Origin of the sequence: Streptomyces ferrugineus (assembly GCF_015160855.1) — a bacterium.
Lineage (GTDB): Bacteria > Actinomycetota > Actinomycetes > Streptomycetales > Streptomycetaceae > Streptomyces > Streptomyces ferrugineus.
Genome location: NZ_CP063373.1, coordinates 2,557,239 through 2,573,457, shown reverse-complemented (window position 1 = coordinate 2,573,457; position 16,219 = coordinate 2,557,239). Strand labels below are relative to the sequence as shown.

Genomic DNA, 16,219 nt, shown 5'->3' with positions numbered 1-16,219 from the left:
CCGATGTCGGGCGGCCCGGCTACGGGTCCATAACAGGCAGCCGCCCGACGGGGCTCACCCCTTGGCGGCCTCCTCCACCATCTGCTTCAGCTTGGCCGGGGTCATCGTCTGGTCCTGGTAGATGTTCTTGCCGTTCAGCAGCACCGTGGGCGTGCCGCTGAAGCCGCCCTTCTGGAACGCCTCGTTGGACTTGTTGACCCAGCTGTTGTGCGTGCCGTCCTCGACGCACTTGCGGAAGGCGGGCGTGTCCAGGCCCTTGACCTTGTTCGCGAGCTCGAACAGCCTGCTGTTCTTGGCGAAGGCGTCGTCGATCTCCTGCGGCTGGTTCTCGTACAGCACGTCGTGGTACTGCGTGAACTTCCCGGCGTCCTGGGCGCAGGCCGCGGCGTTGGCGGCGTTGCGGGAGCCGGTGCCGCCCATGTTGCCGTCGATGATCGTCGCCAGGTGGTACTCGACCTTGAGCTTGCCGGTGTCGGTCAGCTCATGGATCGTCGAGCGGTAGGCGTCCTCGAAGGACTTGCAGGCCGGGCAGCGGAAGTCCTCCCAGACCGTGAGCGTCGACTTGGCGCCCTGCTCGCCCACCGGGATCGCGAGACCGTCCTTGCCCTGCGCTCCCGAGGGCCCGACGACCGGCCCCGCGTCACTGCTGTCGTCCTTGCCGGCGTTCGCCGCGACGACTCCGACCACCGCCGCGAGTCCGAGGACGCAGACGACGCTCGCGCCCACGATCAGCGCGCGGCGCCGCTTGTCGGCGGCCTTCTGCTTCTCCCGCTCGACCGCCAGCCGCTCCCGGGCGGTCCGCTTTCCCTCACGATTCTTTTCGCTCACACCCGCAGAACGAACCGGGGAGGCGCAGCGCGCCTCCCCGGCCTCAGGTCCACCCTTACGAGGGATCCGTATGAAATCCCGCCTGGTTACGCCTGTCCGCGCACACCCTTCGCCAGCTCACCGGCGAGTGCCCGGACGGCCTCGACGCCGGCCGCGTCGTCCGGCGCGTCCAGCATCCGCTTGACGAAGGCCGAGCCGACGATCACCCCGTCGGCGAAGCCGGCGACCTCGGCGGCCTGCTCGGCGTTGGAGACGCCGAGCCCGACGCAGACGGGCAGTTCGGTGCCGGTGGCCCGGGTGCGCTCCACCAGGTCCTGGGCCTGTGCGCCCACGGACTCGCGGGTGCCGGTGACGCCCATCAGCGAGGCGGCGTAGACGAAGCCGCTGCCCGCCGCGGTGATCTGCGCGAGCCGCTCGTCCTTGCTGCTGGGCGCGACCACGAAGACCGTGGCGAGCCCGTGCTTCTCGGCGTGCTCCCTCCACAGCGCCGCCTCCTGGACGGGCAGGTCGGGCAGGATGCAGCCCGCGCCGCCCGCTTCGGCCAGCTCGGCGGTGAAGCGCTCGACGCCGTAGCGGTCGATGGGGTTCCAGTACGTCATGACGAGGATCGGCTTCCCGGTGGCCGCGTGGGCCTCCCGGACCGTGCGCATGACGTCCGCGATCCTGACCCCGCCGCGCAGGGCGATGTCGTCGGCGGTCTGGATGACGGGGCCGTCGAGGACGGGGTCGCTGTGCGGCAGACCGACCTCCACGACGTCCGCGCCGCCGTCGAGCGCGGCCTTGATCGCCTCGATACCGCCGTCCACGGTCGGGAACCCGGCCGGGAGGTAGGCGATGAGGGCGGAGCGGTCCTCGGCCCTGGCGGCGGCGAGGGCGTCGGACAGCAGCTGAATGTTCCCGCTCACTTGGCGTCCCCCTGGATCTCGGCGGCACCGCCGTTTGCGTCGGCGGCGACCTCGGCGTCGGTGTCGTACAGGCCGAAGTACCGGGCGGCCGTGTCCATGTCCTTGTCACCGCGGCCGGACAGGTTGACGACGATCAGCCCGTCCCTGCCCAGCTCCCGGCCGACCTCCAGCGCGCCGGCGAGCGCGTGGGCGCTCTCGATCGCCGGGATGATGCCCTCGGTGCGCGACAGCAGGCGCAGCGCCTGCATGGCCGCGTCGTCGGTGACCGCGCGGTACTCGCCGCGGCCGGAGTCCTTGAGGTAGGAGTGCTCGGGGCCGATGCCGGGGTAGTCCAGACCCGCCGAGATCGAGTACGGCTCGGTGATCTGGCCCTCGTCGTCCTGGAGGACGTAGGACCGGGAGCCGTGCAGGATGCCGGGCTCGCCGGCGGTCAGCGTGGCCGCGTGCTCACCGGTCTCGACGCCGTGCCCGGCGGGCTCGCAGCCGATGAGGCGTACGTCCGTGTCGGGGATGAAGGCGTGGAAGAGGCCGATGGCGTTGGAGCCGCCGCCGACGCAGGCGACGGCCGCGTCGGGGAGGCGGCCGGCCCGCTCCAGGAGCTGGCGGCGGGCCTCGACGCCGATCACGCGGTGGAAGTCGCGGACCATGGCGGGGAAGGGGTGCGGGCCGGCGACCGTACCGAAGAGGTAGTGGGTGTGGTCGACGTTCGCCACCCAGTCGCGGAACGCCTCGTTGATGGCGTCCTTGAGGGTGCGGCTGCCCGACTTCACGGCGATGACCTCGGCGCCGAGCATGCGCATGCGGGCCACGTTGAGGGCCTGGCGCTTGGTGTCGATCTCGCCCATGTAGATGGTGCACTCGAGGCCGAACAGGGCGCAGGCCGTCGCCGTGGCGACGCCGTGCTGGCCGGCGCCGGTCTCGGCGATCACTCGGGTCTTGCCCATGCGCTTGGTGAGCAGGGCCTGGCCGAGCACGTTGTTGATCTTGTGGGAGCCGGTGTGGTTGAGGTCCTCGCGCTTGAGGAAGACCCGGGCGCCACCCGCTTCCGCGGCGAAACGGGGGACCTCGGTGAGCGCCGACGGCCGACCGGTGTAGTTGACCAGCAGGTCGTCGAGCTCGCGGGCGAACTCGGGGTCGTGCTTGGCCTTGTCGTACTCGACGGCCACCTCGTCCACGGCGGCGACCAGGGCCTCCGGGATGAACTTGCCGCCGAACGCCCCGAAGTAGCCTTCGGGGCTGGGGAGTTGACCCTGCGGGTCGGGGATGAAGAAGTCGCTGGGCATGCCTGTACCTCACGGTGAGTGCGTGGAAATGACACTAATCGCCGTGGGGGCGGGGTTTGTCTGTTGGCTGTAGGCCGTCAGTGGCTGGTCGCGCAGTTCCCCGCGCCCCTGAAGGGGCGCTGCCATCGACGGCCGTTTACCTGCCCGGGTTCGTCACCGATGACGTACCTGACCCTGCGGCCGTGCACGCGGCGTGCCGGCGCGCGGCAGCCACGGGGGCGGCAGCCGCGCGCGAGGCGGGCGTGCCGGTCCATGGTGGTCACGGTGAGAGTCATCGGGGTCAGCCTAGCGGGTGATCAGCCTCTACCGTGCCGCAATGCGGGGTGCTCGCCCGCCGCCACCAGGTCGGAGACCGCGGACTTGGGGTCCTTGCCGGTGACGAGGGACTCGCCGACCAGCACCGCGTCGGCGCCCGCGTTGGCGTAGGCGATGAGGTCGTGGGGACCGCGGACGCCGGACTCGGCGACCTTGACCAGGGCGTCCGGGATCTCGGGCGCGACACGCTCGAAGGTGCCGCGGTCGACCTCGAGGGTCTTGAGGTTGCGGGCGTTGACGCCGATCACCTTGGCGCCGGCGTCGACCGCGCGCTCGACCTCGTCCTCGTCGTGCACCTCGACCAGGGGCGTGAGGCCGATGGACACGGCGCGCTCGATGAGGGACTCCAGGGCCGGCTGCTCCAGCGCGGCCACGATCAGCAGGGCCAGGTCGGCGCCGTACGCTCGGGCCTCCCAGAGCTGGTACGACGTGACGATGAAGTCCTTGCGCAGGACCGGGATGTCCACGCGGGCCCGGACCGCCTCCAGGTCGGCCAGCGAGCCGCCGAAGCGGCGCTGTTCGGTGAGGACGGAGATGACGGCCGCGCCGCCCGCCTCGTAGTCGGCGGCGAGCCCGGCCGGGTCGGCGATCGCGGCCAGCGCGCCCTTGGAGGGGCTGGAGCGCTTGACCTCGCAGATGACCTTGACGCCGTCGCCCTTGAGCGCGGCGACCCCGTCCTTGGCCGCGGGTGCCTTGGCCGCGCGTTCCTTGAGCTCGTCGAGGCTGACGCGCGCCTGCCGCTCCGCGAGGTCGGCACGGACTCCGTCGATGATCTCGTCGAGCACACTCACGCGAGCGGCCCCCTTCCAGACGGTGGGCGGTGAACGGTACGAAACCGGTGGTCACTGCGATGGTATCCGTAGGTGGGCGTCGGCCTCGCATCCGGTTGACGCCGGTCCCACTACCTGGACGTTCATGAGTTGATCAAGGGTGGAGCCAGCCACCGAACGGCAGGTTCCGGACAACGGTGAAGACCAGCAGCAACGTACCGGCGGTCCACAGGTGCACCGGCCCGAGGTCGATCCTCGGCGGGCGGCGCCCGCGCACCGCGCGGACCACCCAGACGGTCCACACCACGGCGAAGAGCGCATAGCCGGCGACGGCGAGCGCGTTGCCCTGGAGCGCGGCCGGGAAGTCCCCGTGGACGACGGCGTGCGCGCTGCGCAGTCCGCCGCAGCCGGGGCAGTAGATGCCGGTGTACTGCAGGAGCGGGCAGGCGGGGTAGTGGCCGGGTTCGTTGGGGTCGACGGCGCCCACGTAGGCGAAGGCGCCGACGACGGCCGCGAGCACGCCCGCCGGAGCGGCCAGTCGCGCCGGCATGGCGGCGCCCGCACGGGGCTCGGTCACCCTCTGGGTGTCGGCGTTCACGTCATGCATTGTGCCCCGCACACGCGTGAGGGGCGCCCCCTGGCACTCCATCGGTGCCGGGTCGCCCCTCAGCGAAGTCGTACGTGGATCAGCTCTCGACGCTCGCGGCCTCGCGCTGCTGCGTGGTGAGCAGCGCCTTGTGGGCGTCCTTGGGCTGGCCCATGCCCATCGCGCTCATGATCCAGCCGATGACGCCACCGAGGACCGTGAGGCCCAGGCCGGCCCAGAAGCCCGCGGGCTGGTCCAGCACCATGAAGGCGCCCGCCACGCAGAAACCGATGAAGGCGATCGTGACACCGGTCCAGGCGGCCGGGGTGTGACCGTGGCTGCTGCCCGCCATTGCTTGCTCCTCGTTGCTGTGTACGTGTCGTACGTGGGTGAGCCGGTCGCTCGCTGTCATTGTCCCGCACGCGCAGGCGTGCGGTGATGGGGGGTCACGGCGTGCCCCCCCGGCTCAGGCTCCGGTGGGGTCCTCGCCCCGGTCGAGGGCCTTCCAGAGTTCCTCGGGCCGGTCGGGGTCGGTGGGCTGGGCCCGGCGGCGCGGCCGGGGGGCGCCGCCGCGCTCGTAGCGGCCGGACATGCCGGGCCACAGGCGGCCGTAGCGCAGGGCCAGCAGTCCGGCGAGCAGGATCAGGACGCCGCCGACGGCCGCGACGTACGGCCAGGCGGTGTGGGTGAGGGCGTCGACGGTGGCCGCGGTGTCGCCGGAGGCCTTGGCGGCCTTCTCGTCGAGCGCGGTGCTGTCGGAGGCGCCGAGCAGGGCGGCGGCGACGGTGCCGGCGCCGGAGAGCGCGAGCAGGCCGGCGACCATGAGGCGGCCGGCCCGGCGGACGGCGAAGACGGCGACGAGCGCGGCCAGCCCCACTATCGCCAGGGCCGCGGGGACGCCGGTGACGTCACTGCCGTTGGCGGTCAGGGGGAACGGGCCGCCCGCCACCGTCACGGTGCCCTCCGACCAGCGCTGCCGGGTGGCGAGCAGCGCCACGGCCGCGCCGAGCGCCCCGCACAGCAGGGCGAGGGCGAGACTCATACGGCCGGCCCGGGCGGAACCGGGGGCTTCGGAACGGGGGTGAGGTACAGCAGTCACGTACTCCACTATCACCCGAACCCCGGACGATCAGTCACCCGGGGTTCGGATGAAGCGGCCACCCGGGGTCCGAACGGCCGCCCGCTCGGCTCACTTGAGGCGGTTCGCCGTGTGTACCGCTCGCAGTACCGCCGCCGCCTTGTTGCGGCACTCGGTGTCCTCGGCGACCGGGTCCGAGTCGGCGACGATGCCCGCGCCGGCCTGGACGTAGGCCGTGCCGTCCCGCAGCAGGGCCGTGCGGATGGCGATGGCGGTGTCGGAGTCGCCCGCGAAGTCGAGGTAGCCCACGCAGCCGCCGTACAGACCGCGCCGGGACGGTTCGAGTTCGTCGATGATCTGCATCGCGCGGGGCTTGGGGGCGCCGGAGAGGGTGCCGGCCGGGAAGCAGGCCGTCAGCACGTCGAAGGCGGTGCGGCCCGGCGCGACCCGTCCCGTCACCGTCGAGACGATGTGCATCACGTGCGAATACCGCTCGATGGACATGAAGTCGACGACCTCGACGGAGCCCGGCTCACAGACCCGCCCCAGGTCGTTGCGCCCCAGGTCGACCAGCATCAGGTGCTCGGCGCGCTCCTTGGGGTCGGCGAGCAGTTCGTCGGCGAGGGCCTGGTCCTCCTGCGGGGTGGCCCCGCGCCACCGGGTGCCGGCGATGGGATGGACCATGGCCCTCCCGTCCTCGACCTTCACCAGCGCTTCCGGCGAGGAGCCGACGACGTCGAAGCCGTCGAAGCGGAACAGGTACATGTACGGCGAGGGGTTGGTCGCCCTGAGGACCCGGTAGACGTCCAGCGCGCTCGCCGTGCACGGCGTTTCGAAGCGCTGGGAGGGGACCACCTGGAAGGCCTCCCCGGCCCGGATGCGCTCCTTGATGTCCTCGACGGCCTCCTGGAAGTCCTCGCCGCCCCACCGGGCGGTGTACTGGGGAAGCTCGGAGGGCGGCAGGACGGCGGGTGGCTGGGCGACCGGGCGGGAGAGGTCGGCCTCCATGGCGTCCAGGCGGGCGACCGCGTCCGCGTAGGCCTCGTCGACGCCCGTGTCGAGGTCGTTGTGGTTGATCGCGTTGGCGATCAGCAGGACGGAGCCCTCCCAGTGGTCCATGACGGCGAGGTCGCTGGTGAGCAGCATGGTCAGCTCGGGCAGCTTCAGATCGTCTCGCTCGCCGGGGCCGATCTTCTCCAGGCGGCGCACGATGTCGTAGCCGAGGTAGCCGACCATGCCGCCGGTGAAGGGCGGCAGGCCCAGGTCGTGGGCGAGGTCGCGCGGGGTGTGCAGGGTCTCGATGGTGGCGCGCAGGGCGGCGAGCGGGTCGCCCTCGGCGGGGACGCCGACGGGCGGGACGCCGAGCCAGTGGGCCTGTCCGTCGCGCTCGGTGAGCGTCCCGGTGGACCGGACGCCCACGAACGAGTAGCGGGACCAGGAACGGCCGTTCTCCGCGGACTCCAGCAGGAACGTGCCGGGGCGCTCGGCGGCGAGCTTGCGGTAGAGGGCGACCGGGGTGTCGCCGTCGGCGAGGAGCTTGCGGGTGACCGGGATGACACGGCGGTCGGTGGCCAGCTTGCGGAACGTCTCGAGGTCCATGGCGGCCGACCTTACTGATCCCGGGCCGGTGTGCCGGAACCGGCGCCGTCCTTGAGCAGCACATCGGCGTCGAAGCAGGTGCGCGCCCCGGTGTGGCAGGCGGCGCCGACCTGGTCGACCTTGACCAGCACGGTGTCGGCGTCGCAGTCGAGGGCCACGGACTTCACCCACTGGAAGTGGCCGGAGGTGTCGCCCTTGACCCAGTACTCCTGGCGGCTGCGCGACCAGTAGGTGCAGCGGCCGGTGGTGAGTGTGCGATGCAGCGCCTCGTCGTCCATCCAGCCGAGCATCAGCACCTCTCCGGTGTCGTACTGCTGGGCGATGGCGGGCAGGAGCCCGTCCGCGCTGCGCTTGAGGCGCGCGGTGATGTCGGGGTCCAGCGGGCTGGGCTGACGGGGCGTGCCGGTGGTCATGGAAGCCATTGTGCCGCGTGCCACTGACAACCCTGGGCAGCCGTCCACTGGGCGGACCTGATAGGTGGTCGTAGGCTGACTGCATGTCGACCTTCGCCAAGCGTGAACGACTTCTCCTGGCCGACCTCTTGGAGGCCGAGGGCCCCGAGGCCCCCACCCTCTGCGAGGGCTGGACGACCCGTGATCTCGCCGCGCACGTGGTGGTGCGCGAGCGCCGCCCCGACGCTGCCGCCGGAATTCTGATCAAGCAGCTCGCGCCGCGCCTGGACAAGGCGATGGAGGAGTTCGCGGCGAAGCCGTACGAGGAGCTGATCCAGCTCATCCGCACCGGCCCGCCACGCTTCTCGCCCTTCCAGCTCAAGCAGATCGACGAGGCGTCGAACACGATCGAGTTCTACGTCCACACCGAGGACGTCCGCCGCGCCCAGCCGGACTGGACTCCGCGCGAGCTCGACCCGGTGTTCCAGGACGCCCTGTGGTCCCGCCTGGAGCGCTCCGCCCGCCTGATGGGCCGCGGCGCCCCCACCGGCCTGGTGCTGCGCCGCCCCGACGGCCAGACGGCGGTCGCCCACAAGGGCACGCCGGTGGTCACGGTGACGGGCGAGCCGTCGGAGCTGCTGCTGTTCTCCTACGGCCGGCAGAGCGCCGCCAAGGTGGAGCTGGACGGCGACGAGGACGCGATCGCCAAGCTGCACGAGACGAAGCAGTTGGGGATCTGAGGGGTCACTTCGGCAGCTCCGCGCACCGCAGGTCGCGCACGCCCAGGACGACGACCCCGCCGAGCCCGCACACCGCCGCGCTGACCACGAAGACCGGTCCGGTGCCCCAGGCCCCGATGGCGGCGGCGCACAGCGGCATGCTCAGCGGTGCGAAGCCGAGGCTGACCAGTGAGGAGACGGCGGTGACGCGGCCCAGGTAGGCGGGGTCGGCCTGGGTCTGGAGCAGGGCCCCGCACATGGCCCCGCTGAGTCCGGCGAGCAGTCCGATGAGCAGGGCGACGCCGATGGCCGTGACGACGTTCGGGGCGAAAGCCAGGGCGCCGATCGCGACCGACCCGCCGAGAATGCTGTACGCCGCCACCCGCCCGGCGTGCGGCAGGTGCCCGCGCACGGTCAGCAGCAGGGACGCGGCGCCCGCGCCGACGCCGAACCCGCCGAGCACCCAGCCCATCCCGGAAGCGCCCCAGCCGCGCTCGTCGGCGAGCAGGGTCAGCCCGACGTTGAGCGGACCGACGAAGCCGAGGTCTCCGAGGGCGATGGCCACCATCAGCGGGGCGAGCACGCGGTGTCGGCGGATGTGGCCGAGACCGGCCGTCAGATCGCGCCAGGCGGTGTCGCGCTGAGAGGCGGCCCTGTCGTCGGAGGGCAACTCCCGCACCCGTACGAAGACCAGCAGTGGCACCGACACGGCGATCAGCAGCCCCGCGAGGGCGAACGCGGCGGCCGCGCCCCCGACCGCCACGGCCAGCCCGCCGAGCGGGGCGCCGACGACGCTCGCGAAGCGGATGGCGAGCCCGCGCATGCCCTGCACGCGCGCGAGCTGCCCGCGGCTCGTCACGCGCGCGGGGAGGGCCCCCACGGCCGGCATGAACACGGCGTCGACGGTGCCGAAGACGAGGGCCAGCAGGGCCAGCGGCCACAGTCCGGGCGTGGTGAGGAACAGGAGTGCCGCGACCGCGAGCACGGCCGCGCAGCGCATCGCGTCGCTGCCTATGACGACCCTGCGTGGCCCCAGCCGGTCGGCGATCACTCCCCCGCCCAGCATCAGCAGGGCCCGGGGCAGGGCGCTCACCGCCATGACCACTCCGGCCTGCGAGGGCGAACCGGCCTGTACGGCTGCCCAGGACAGGGCGATGTAGTAGACGCTGTCGCCCGTCATCGAGGCGGTGTAGGCGGTGAGCCAGCGCAGGACGTTGCCGTCGCGGTGGGCGGGTCGTTCGATGCCGTCGGACGGGGCCAGGAGCGTGGCGGTCACGGGAGGGGGTCCTCTCAGGCGCGGAACGGGAAGGTGTACGTGTGCACCGCGACGTTCTCGCGGCCCTCCAAGTCGCCGGCGGCTTCGGCGGCCCGGCCGTGCTCGTCGTACCTGTGGACCAGCGCGAGCATCTCCCTGTTCAGCTCGTCCAGTTCGTCCGCGGTGAGGCGCAGCGCGGACTCGGAGGACTGGGCCGCCTGGTTCCACTCGGGGCCCCAGTGGGTCCGCTCGTCGAGCCAGCGGCGGTACATGTCCGTGCGCTGCTCGGCGAAGAGCCGGCTCGCCGCCGTGTGAGCGGCCGCCGCCTCGGGGGCCTCCCGGAAGTCCTCGTCGTGGATGCTCACGCCGTCGGAGGCGGGCCGCCACCAGCGCTCCCGGCCGTCCGCGCGCTGCGGCTCGGCCTCCTCGATCAATCCGTGCTCGGCGAGCTTGCGCAGGTGGTAGCTGACCAGTGAGACGGCCTCGTCGACCAGCTCGGCCAGCTGTGAGGCGGTGGCGACGCGCGCCAGCATCAGGTTCCGGTACAGCCGCATGCGCAGCGGGTGCGCGAGGGCCTTCATCGTGCCCACGTCCGTGATGCGGCGGCCTCGTTCCTTGTCCGTCATGCCCCCACCGTAGATGCGAAAGAAAAATTGCACAATATATTTTGCGCAACTTCTCTTTCGCATCTGCCCACGAGAAAGCCCCGGCCATCCCAAGGGCGACCGGGGCTCAGCCCACCGTCAGCGCACGGGGTGCCCCGCCCCCCGCAACGCGTCCTTCACCTCGCCGATCCGCAGATCCCCGAAGTGGAACACCGACGCCGCCAGCACCGCGTCCGCCCCCGCCTCGACGGCCGGCGCGAAGTCCGCGAGCTTGCCGGCGCCGCCGGAGGCGATCACCGGGACCGTGACGTGCTTGCGCACGGCCCGGATCATCTCCAGGTCGTAGCCGTCCTTCGTGCCGTCCGCGTCCATCGAGTTGAGCAGGATCTCGCCCGCACCCAGCTCGGCGGCCCGGTGCGCCCACTCGACGGCGTCGATGCCGGTGCCCTTGCGGCCGCCGTGGGTCGTGACCTCGAAGGTGCCCTCAGGCGTGCGCCGCGCGTCCACCGACAGCACCAGCACCTGCCGTCCGAACCGCTCGGCGATCTCGCGGATCAGGTCGGGCCGGGCGATGGCGGCCGTGTTCACGCCCACCTTGTCCGCGCCCGCGCGCAGCAGCTTGTCCACGTCCTCGGCCGTACGGACGCCGCCGCCGACCGTCAGCGGGATGAACACCTGCTCGGCGGTGCGGCGCACCACGTCGTACGTCGTCTCGCGGTTGCCCGACGAGGCGGTGATGTCCAGGAACGTCAGCTCGTCGGCGCCCTCGGTGTCGTACACCTTGGCCATCTCGACGGGGTCGCCCGCGTCGCGCAGGTTCTGGAAGTTGACACCCTTGACGACCCGGCCGTTGTCCACGTCCAGGCAGGGGATGACTCGGACCGCCAGGGTCATGAAACCGGCTCCTCTAACGTCCTCTGAATGCTTCTATCTCTACTTCGACCAGGATGCGCGGGTCGACGAAGCCCTCCACGACCACCAGGGTCGAGACCGGGCGCACGGAGTCGAAGAGGTCCTTGTGCGCCCGGGCCACCTCGTCGACGTCCCGCTGATGGCTCAGGTACATCCGGGTCCGGACCACCGACTCGACGCCGAGCCCGAACTCGGCGATCGCCTCCAGCGCGCCGGTGAACGCCACCTTCGCCTGCTCGTACGGGTCGCCCTCCCCGTACAGGACATGGCCCTTGAAGGAGGTCGTGCCCGCCACCAGCACACGATCGCCCGCCGCGACGGCACGTGCGAAACCGAAGGACTCTTCCCAGGGACTTCCGCTCTGCACACGCCGTACGGCATCCGATGTCATCGCGACACAGCCTCCAAGGCCTCTTCCAGGGTGAACGCCTTCGCGTACAGGGCCTTCCCGACGATGGAGCCCTCGACACCGAGCGGCACCAGCTCGGCGATGGCCCGCAGGTCGTCCAGGGACGAGACGCCGCCGGAGGCGACCACGGGGCGGTCCGTCGCCGCGCAGACGTTCCTCAGCAGCTCCAGGTTCGGGCCCTGGAGGGTGCCGTCCTTGGCGATGTCCGTGACGACGTACCGCGCGCAGCCCTCGCTGTTGAGGCGCTCCAGCGTCTCGTAGAGGTCGCCGCCGTCGCGGGTCCAGCCACGGCCGCGGAGCGTCGTGCCCCGTACGTCCAGACCCACCGCGATCTTGTCGCCGTGCTCGGCGATGACCTTGGCGACCCACTCGGGGGTCTCCAGGGCGGCCGTGCCGAGGTTCACGCGGGTGCAGCCCGTCGCGAGAGCGGCGGCCAACGACGCGTCGTCACGGATACCGCCGGACAGCTCGACCTTGATGTCCATCGCCTTCGCGACCTCGGCGATCAGCTCCCGGTTGTCGCCGGTGCCGAAGGCGGCGTCCAGGTCGACCAGGTGCAGCCACTCGGCGCCCGAACGCTGCCAGGCGAGGGCGGCCTCCAGCGGGGAGCCGTAGGAGGTCTCGGTGCCGGACTCGCCGTGCACGAGGCGGACGGCCTGTCCGTCGCGGACGTCGACGGCGGGGAGGAGTTCGAGCTTGGCCATGTCTCTACAGGGTTCCGATCCAGTTGGTGAGCAGCTGCGCTCCGGCGTCGCCGGACTTCTCGGGGTGGAACTGCGTGGCCCACAGGGCGCCGTTCTCCACGGCGGCCACGAAGGGCTTGCCGTGCGTCGACCAGGTGACCAGCGGTGCGGTCATCACCGGGTTCTCGGTCTGAAGGGTCCAGTCGTGGACGGCGTAGGAGTGCACGAAGTAGAAGCGCGCGTCCGCGTCCAGACCGGCGAACAGCTCGGAGGCGGGCGGCGCCTCCACGGTGTTCCAGCCCATGTGGGGCACGACGTCGGCCTGCAACGGCTCGACCGAGCCCGGCCACTCGCCGAGGCCCTCGGCCTCCACGCCGTGCTCGATGCCGCGCGCGAACAGGATCTGCATGCCGACGCAGATGCCCATCACCGGGCGCCCGCCGGACAGCCGGCGCTCGACGATCCAGTCGCCGCGCGCTTCCTTCAGCCCCCGCATACAGGCGGCGAAGGCGCCGACGCCCGGCACCAGCAGTCCGTCGGCGTTCATGGCCTTGTCGAAGTCACGGGTGATCTCGACGTCGGCACCCGCGCGCGCGAGGGCGCGCTCGGCGGAGCGGACGTTGCCGAAGCCGTAGTCGAAGACCACGACCTTCTTGGGGTTGGTCAATTCCACACCTCCAGCCTCAGGACGCCCGCGGTGAGACACATCGCGGCGCCTATCGAGAGCAGCACGATGAGGCTCTTCGGCATCTGCTGCTTGACGAAGGAGTAGATGCCGCCGACCAGGAAGAGGCCGACGACGATCAGCAGGGTCGACAGACCGTTCATGGCTTTACAGCGCACCCTTCGTGGAGGGCAGGATGCCGGCCGCGCGCGGGTCGCGCTCGGACGCGTACCGCAGGGCCCGGGCCAGCGCCTTGAACTGGCACTCCACGATGTGGTGCGCGTTGCGGCCGTACGGCACGTGCACGTGCAGTGCGATCTGGGCCTGGGCGACGAAGGACTCCAGGATGTGCCGGGTCATCGTGGTGTCGTACTCGCCGATCATCGGCGCCATGTTCTCGGGCTCGGTGTGCACGAGGTACGGGCGGCCCGACAGGTCGACGGTGACCTGGGCGAGGGACTCGTCCAGCGGGACCGTGCAGTTGCCGAACCGGTAGATCCCCACCTTGTCGCCGAGCGCCTGCTTGAAGGCGGCGCCCAGCGCGAGGGCGGTGTCCTCGATGGTGTGGTGCGAGTCGATGTGCAGGTCGCCCTCGGTCTTCACGGTCAGGTCGAACAGACCGTGCCGGCCGAGCTGGTCGAGCATGTGGTCGTAGAAGCCGACGCCGGTCGACACATCGACCTGGCCCGTGCCGTCCAGGTTTATCTCGACGAGGACCGAGGTCTCCTTGGTCACCCGCTCCACACGTCCTACGCGGTTCATGCGCTCTGCTCCTTCTTCAGTTCACGTACCGCGTCGAGGAACGCGTCGTTCTCTTCGGGGGTTCCGGCGGTGACCCGCAGCCAGCCCGGCACGCCGTTGTCCCGGACCAGGACGCCCCGGTCGAGGATCTTCTGCCAGAAGGCGTGCGCGTCGGCGAACCGGCCGAACTGCACGAAGTTGGCGTCCGACGCGGTGACCTCGTAGCCGATCGCCAGCAGCTCGGTGACCAGCCGGTCCCGCTCCGCCTTGAGCTGCTCGACGTACTTGAGCAGCGTGTCGGTGTGTTCCAGGGCGGCCAGGGCGGTCGCCTGGGTGACGGCCGAGAGGTGGTACGGCAGCCGTACGAGCTGGACGGCGTCCACCACCGCCGGGTGCGCGGCGAGATAGCCGAGGCGCAGGCCGGCCGCGCCGAAGGCCTTCGACATCGTCCGGGAGACGACGAGATTCGGCCGGCCTTCGAGCAGCGGCAGCAGCGAGTCGCCGTGGCTGAACTCGATGTACGCCTCGTCGACCACCACCATCGACGGCTTCGCCGCCTGCGCGGCCTCGTACAGCGCGAGGACCGTCTCGGGCGGGACCGCGTTGCCGGTGGGGTTGTTGGGCGTGGTGATGAAGACGACGTCCGGCCGGTGCTCGGCGATCGCCTTCTCGGCGGCGGCGAGGTCGATCGTGAAGTCGTCGTTGCGGGGGCCGGAGATCCATCCGGTGCCGGTGCCGCGTGAGATGAGCCCGTGCATCGAGTACGACGGCTCGAAGCCGATGGCCGTGCGGCCGGGCCCGCCGAAGGTCTGCAGCAGCTGCTGGATGACCTCGTTGGAGCCGTTGGCCGCCCAGACGTTCGCCAGGCCCACCTCGTAGCCGGACGTGTCCGTCAGGTACTCGGCGAGCCGGGTGCGCAGCTCGACCGCGTCCCGGTCCGGGTAGCGGTTGAGGTTGCGGGCCGCCTCACGGACGCGCTCGGCGATCCGCTCGACCAGGGGCTCGGGCAGCGGGTAGGGGTTCTCGTTGGTGTTCAGCCGTACGGGGACGTCGAGTTGGGGCGCGCCATAGGGGGACTTGCCGCGCAGCTCGTCCCGTACGGGGAGATCGTCGATACGTACGTCGCTCACTTGCTCTCGGGCACCTTCCAGCCGAACCTCGCCTTGATCGCCGCGCCGTGTGCCGGCAGGTCCTCCGCCTCCGCCAGCGTGACCACGTGATGCGCGACCTCGGCCAGCGCGTCCTTGGTGTAGTCGACGATGTGGATGCCGCGCAGGAAGGACTGCACGGACAGCCCGGAGGAGTGGCAGGCGCAGCCGCCCGTCGGGAGCACGTGGTTGGAGCCGGCGGCGTAGTCGCCGAGCGACACCGGCGCCCAGGGGCCGATGAAGATCGCGCCGGCGTTGCGCACCCGGTCGGCCACGGCGGCCGCGTCGGCGGTCTGGATCTCCAGGTGCTCGGCGCCGTATGCGTCCACCACCCGCAGGCCCTCGTCGACGCCGTCCACGAGGACGATCGCGGACTGCTTGCCCTTGAGGGCCGGGACGATCCGGTCGTCGATGTGCTTGGTGGCCGCGACCTGCGGCTCCAGCTCCTTCTCCACCGCGTCCGCGAGCTCCACGGAGTCGGTGACGAGGACGGCGGCGGCCAGCGGGTCGTGCTCGGCCTGGCTGATCAGGTCGGAGGCGACGTGCACCGGGTCGGCGGTGGCGTCGGCCAGGATCGCGATCTCGGTCGGGCCCGCCTCGGCGTCGATGCCGATCTTGCCGGTGAAGTAGCGCTTGGCGGCGGCGACCCAGATGTTGCCGGGGCCGGTGACCAGGTTGGTGGGCGCGCAGGACTCGGTGCCGTACGCGAACATCGCGACGGCCGTGGCGCCGCCGGCGGCGTACACCTCGTCGACGCCGAGCAGCGCGCACGCGGCGAGGATCGTCGGGTGCGGAAGGCCGCCGAACTCGGCCTGCGCCGGGGAGGCGAGGGCGAGGGACTCGACGCCGGCCTCCTGGGCCGGGACGACGTTCATGATCACGGAGGACGGGTAGACGGCCCGACCGCCGGGCGCGTACAGCCCGACCCGCTCGACCGGCACCCACTTCTCGGTGACCGAGCCGCCGGGCACGACCTGGGTGGTGTGCGTCGTACGGCGCTGCTCGCGGTGGACGAGACGGGCGCGGCGGATGGACTCCTCCAGGGCCGCGCGCACGGCCGGGTCGAGCTCCTCCAACGCGCGCGTGAGCGCCGCGACCGGCACGCGCACCTGGTCGAGCCTGACACCGTCGAACTTCTCGGCGAAGTCGATCAGCGCCGCGTCGCCCCGATGATGCACGGCCTCGCAGATCGGGCGCACCTTCTCCAGGGCGGCCTGAACGTCGAACTCGGCTCGGGGCAGCAGGTCGCGCAGGGCGGGACCCTCAGGAAGGGCGTCGCCGCGCAGATCGATTCGGGAGATCACGGGCTCAATTCTCTCAGACCCGG

21 protein-coding genes are annotated in these 16,219 nt (G+C 71.5%); 1 reads left to right on the top strand and 20 read right to left on the bottom strand.

Annotation, left to right across the window (positions count from 1 at the left end):
* Positions 1-54: 54 nt before the first annotated feature.
* The 10 genes from IM697_RS11725 to hisI form a co-directional block, all read right to left on the bottom strand.
* Positions 55-828: a DsbA family protein gene (locus IM697_RS11725; protein ID WP_194047298.1), complete on the bottom strand. Its 774-nt coding sequence runs from the start codon at positions 826-828 to the stop codon at positions 55-57.
* 86 nt (positions 829-914) lie between these two features.
* Positions 915-1,733, bottom strand: a complete 819-nt coding sequence (trpA, locus tag IM697_RS11720; RefSeq protein WP_194047295.1) for a tryptophan synthase subunit alpha — start codon at positions 1,731-1,733, stop codon at positions 915-917.
* Positions 1,730-3,016, bottom strand: a complete 1,287-nt coding sequence (gene trpB, locus IM697_RS11715) for a tryptophan synthase subunit beta (RefSeq protein ID WP_194047294.1) — start codon at positions 3,014-3,016, stop codon at positions 1,730-1,732. The genes trpA and trpB overlap by 4 nt, the downstream gene beginning before the upstream one ends.
* A gap of 77 nt (positions 3,017-3,093) precedes the next feature.
* Complete coding sequence (trpM, locus tag IM697_RS45875; RefSeq protein ID WP_407699651.1) at positions 3,094-3,270, bottom strand: tryptophan biosynthesis modulator TrpM; 177 nt, start codon at positions 3,268-3,270, stop codon at positions 3,094-3,096.
* A gap of 42 nt (positions 3,271-3,312) precedes the next feature.
* Positions 3,313-4,122, bottom strand: coding sequence for an indole-3-glycerol phosphate synthase TrpC (gene trpC, locus IM697_RS11710; RefSeq protein WP_194047292.1), 810 nt, complete (start codon positions 4,120-4,122; stop codon positions 3,313-3,315).
* 133 nt (positions 4,123-4,255) lie between these two features.
* Positions 4,256-4,708: a DUF2752 domain-containing protein gene (locus tag IM697_RS11705; protein WP_194047290.1), complete on the bottom strand. Its 453-nt coding sequence runs from the start codon at positions 4,706-4,708 to the stop codon at positions 4,256-4,258.
* Positions 4,709-4,787: 79 nt separating this feature from the next.
* A complete protein-coding gene (locus IM697_RS11700) occupies positions 4,788-5,039 on the bottom strand; it encodes an HGxxPAAW family protein (RefSeq protein ID WP_194047288.1) in 252 nt (83 codons plus the stop codon).
* A 114-nt stretch (positions 5,040-5,153) separates the two neighbouring features.
* Positions 5,154-5,795 (bottom strand): TIGR02234 family membrane protein, encoded by a 642-nt coding sequence (locus IM697_RS11695; RefSeq protein WP_194047286.1) that lies wholly within the window; start codon positions 5,793-5,795, stop codon positions 5,154-5,156.
* Positions 5,796-5,876: 81 nt separating this feature from the next.
* The gene (locus IM697_RS11690) at positions 5,877-7,364 is read right to left on the bottom strand and encodes an anthranilate synthase component I (protein WP_194047284.1); all 1,488 of its coding nucleotides are present in this window, start codon (positions 7,362-7,364) and stop codon (positions 5,877-5,879) included.
* An 11-nt stretch (positions 7,365-7,375) separates the two neighbouring features.
* The gene (gene hisI, locus IM697_RS11685; protein ID WP_228044625.1) at positions 7,376-7,777 is read right to left on the bottom strand and encodes a phosphoribosyl-AMP cyclohydrolase; all 402 of its coding nucleotides are present in this window, start codon (positions 7,775-7,777) and stop codon (positions 7,376-7,378) included.
* Between the two features lie 83 nt (positions 7,778-7,860).
* Here hisI and IM697_RS11680 point away from each other — a divergent pair, with 83 nt between their 5' ends.
* Positions 7,861-8,496 carry a TIGR03085 family metal-binding protein gene (locus IM697_RS11680; RefSeq protein ID WP_194047280.1) on the top strand — a complete coding sequence of 212 codons (636 nt, stop codon included), beginning with the start codon at positions 7,861-7,863 and terminating at the stop codon, positions 8,494-8,496.
* Between the two features lie 4 nt (positions 8,497-8,500).
* On the opposite strand, the gene IM697_RS11675 is transcribed toward IM697_RS11680, so the two are convergent.
* The 10 genes from IM697_RS11675 to hisD all read right to left on the bottom strand — a co-directional run bounded on the left by IM697_RS11675 (position 8,501) and on the right by hisD (position 16,196).
* Positions 8,501-9,751: an MFS transporter gene (locus IM697_RS11675; RefSeq protein ID WP_194047278.1), complete on the bottom strand. Its 1,251-nt coding sequence runs from the start codon at positions 9,749-9,751 to the stop codon at positions 8,501-8,503.
* A 14-nt stretch (positions 9,752-9,765) separates the two neighbouring features.
* Positions 9,766-10,356, bottom strand: a complete 591-nt coding sequence (locus IM697_RS11670) for an ArsR/SmtB family transcription factor (protein WP_194047276.1) — start codon at positions 10,354-10,356, stop codon at positions 9,766-9,768.
* A gap of 117 nt (positions 10,357-10,473) precedes the next feature.
* Positions 10,474-11,229, bottom strand: coding sequence for an imidazole glycerol phosphate synthase subunit HisF (gene hisF / locus IM697_RS11665; RefSeq protein WP_194047273.1), 756 nt, complete (start codon positions 11,227-11,229; stop codon positions 10,474-10,476).
* 13 nt (positions 11,230-11,242) lie between these two features.
* Complete coding sequence (locus tag IM697_RS11660) at positions 11,243-11,638, bottom strand: RidA family protein (protein ID WP_194047271.1); 396 nt, start codon at positions 11,636-11,638, stop codon at positions 11,243-11,245.
* The gene (gene priA / locus IM697_RS11655) at positions 11,635-12,360 is read right to left on the bottom strand and encodes a bifunctional 1-(5-phosphoribosyl)-5-((5-phosphoribosylamino)methylideneamino)imidazole-4-carboxamide isomerase/phosphoribosylanthranilate isomerase PriA (RefSeq protein WP_194047269.1); all 726 of its coding nucleotides are present in this window, start codon (positions 12,358-12,360) and stop codon (positions 11,635-11,637) included. The genes IM697_RS11660 and priA overlap by 4 nt, the downstream gene beginning before the upstream one ends.
* Before the next feature lie 4 nt (positions 12,361-12,364).
* Positions 12,365-13,006, bottom strand: coding sequence for an imidazole glycerol phosphate synthase subunit HisH (gene hisH / locus IM697_RS11650; RefSeq protein WP_194047267.1), 642 nt, complete (start codon positions 13,004-13,006; stop codon positions 12,365-12,367).
* A complete protein-coding gene (locus tag IM697_RS11645) occupies positions 13,003-13,167 on the bottom strand; it encodes a hypothetical protein (protein ID WP_194047265.1) in 165 nt (54 codons plus the stop codon). The genes hisH and IM697_RS11645 overlap by 4 nt, the downstream gene beginning before the upstream one ends.
* Before the next feature lie 4 nt (positions 13,168-13,171).
* On the bottom strand, positions 13,172-13,765 hold the full coding sequence (gene hisB / locus IM697_RS11640; protein ID WP_037889654.1) for an imidazoleglycerol-phosphate dehydratase HisB: 594 nt from the start codon (positions 13,763-13,765) through the stop codon (positions 13,172-13,174).
* Entirely contained in the window at positions 13,762-14,874 is a 1,113-nt protein-coding gene (locus IM697_RS11635) for a histidinol-phosphate transaminase (protein WP_194047262.1), read from the bottom strand. The genes hisB and IM697_RS11635 overlap by 4 nt, the downstream gene beginning before the upstream one ends.
* Entirely contained in the window at positions 14,871-16,196 is a 1,326-nt protein-coding gene (hisD, locus tag IM697_RS11630) for a histidinol dehydrogenase (protein WP_194047260.1), read from the bottom strand. The genes IM697_RS11635 and hisD overlap by 4 nt, the downstream gene beginning before the upstream one ends.
* Positions 16,197-16,219 lie beyond the last annotated feature (23 nt).

Excerpts from the sequence above, each read along its gene's own strand:
- IM697_RS11680 (WP_194047280.1), top strand. The coding sequence starts at position 7,861 with ATGTCGACCTTCGCCAAGCGTGAACGACTTCTCCTGGCCGACCTCTTG.
- IM697_RS11700 (WP_194047288.1), bottom strand. The coding sequence starts at position 5,039 with ATGGCGGGCAGCAGCCACGGTCACACCCCGGCCGCCTGGACCGGTGTC.
- hisI (WP_228044625.1), bottom strand. The coding sequence starts at position 7,777 with ATGACCACCGGCACGCCCCGTCAGCCCAGCCCGCTGGACCCCGACATC.
- priA (WP_194047269.1), bottom strand. The coding sequence starts at position 12,360 with ATGGCCAAGCTCGAACTCCTCCCCGCCGTCGACGTCCGCGACGGACAG.
- IM697_RS11660 (WP_194047271.1), bottom strand. The coding sequence starts at position 11,638 with ATGACATCGGATGCCGTACGGCGTGTGCAGAGCGGAAGTCCCTGGGAA.
- trpB (WP_194047294.1), bottom strand. The coding sequence starts at position 3,016 with ATGCCCAGCGACTTCTTCATCCCCGACCCGCAGGGTCAACTCCCCAGC.
- IM697_RS11670 (WP_194047276.1), bottom strand. The coding sequence starts at position 10,356 with ATGACGGACAAGGAACGAGGCCGCCGCATCACGGACGTGGGCACGATG.
- IM697_RS11705 (WP_194047290.1), bottom strand. The coding sequence starts at position 4,708 with ATGCATGACGTGAACGCCGACACCCAGAGGGTGACCGAGCCCCGTGCG.
- IM697_RS11690 (WP_194047284.1), bottom strand. The coding sequence starts at position 7,364 with ATGGACCTCGAGACGTTCCGCAAGCTGGCCACCGACCGCCGTGTCATC.
- hisF (WP_194047273.1), bottom strand. The coding sequence starts at position 11,229 with ATGACCCTGGCGGTCCGAGTCATCCCCTGCCTGGACGTGGACAACGGC.
- IM697_RS11645 (WP_194047265.1), bottom strand. The coding sequence starts at position 13,167 with ATGAACGGTCTGTCGACCCTGCTGATCGTCGTCGGCCTCTTCCTGGTC.
- trpM (WP_407699651.1), bottom strand. The coding sequence starts at position 3,270 with ATGGACCGGCACGCCCGCCTCGCGCGCGGCTGCCGCCCCCGTGGCTGC.
- hisB (WP_037889654.1), bottom strand. The coding sequence starts at position 13,765 with ATGAACCGCGTAGGACGTGTGGAGCGGGTGACCAAGGAGACCTCGGTC.